The sequence below is a fragment of the Acinetobacter sp. SK-43 genome (assembly GCF_015351505.1).
In the GTDB taxonomy this organism is placed as follows: domain Bacteria; phylum Pseudomonadota; class Gammaproteobacteria; order Pseudomonadales; family Moraxellaceae; genus Acinetobacter; species Acinetobacter junii.
This window is the reverse complement of sequence record NZ_JADKPY010000108.1, coordinates 1-641: the sequence shown is the minus strand read 5'-3', so window position 1 is coordinate 641 and position 641 is coordinate 1. Positions and strand designations below refer to the sequence as shown.

At 36.2% G+C, this 641-nt stretch carries 1 pseudogene; it reads right to left on the bottom strand.

The features are described from left to right. Positions 1-641, bottom strand: a pseudogene (locus IRT38_RS17435) (IS4 family transposase); the annotation flags it as partial.

Genomic DNA, 641 nt, shown 5'->3' with positions numbered 1-641 from the left:
CCGATCATGTTGCCATTCACCTGTTAAATAGCACCGAAACCGATAGCTAGCACTGCTATCAATTTGTTGACTCGTCTAGGGTCTGTTAAACGAGTATTTTCAAGATTGAATCCACGTCCTTTGAGACAACTAAATAACGTTTCGATTTCCCAGCGTAATGCATAATCACGAATAGCAGAAGCATTAAACATAGGAGAAACAACAAGTAAAAGTTCTCCATCTTCTAATCGTAGCGCACTAATATACAGTTTCACTCGACCAACCCAAATACGTCGTTTACGACATTCAGTTTGACCAACTTGAAGATGACGAAATAAATCACTAATTTTATGATTCTTGGCTAAGTGATTGGTCACAATAAAGTTTTTTTAACACGTATACAGAAGTTAATGTCATTTTCAATTAACCATGTAAACCATTTCTCACCGATAAATTCTCTGTCTGCAAACACATTCACAATACGACCTTTACCAAAAATGGAGATAAAGCGTTGAATCAAAGCAATACGCTCTTTTGTATTTGAATTTCCACGTTTATTGAGCAATGTCCAAACAATAGGTATGGCTATTCCACGATAGACGATGGCTAACATCAAGATATTGATATCTCGTTTTCCCCATTTCCAATTAGTTCTATCCAAA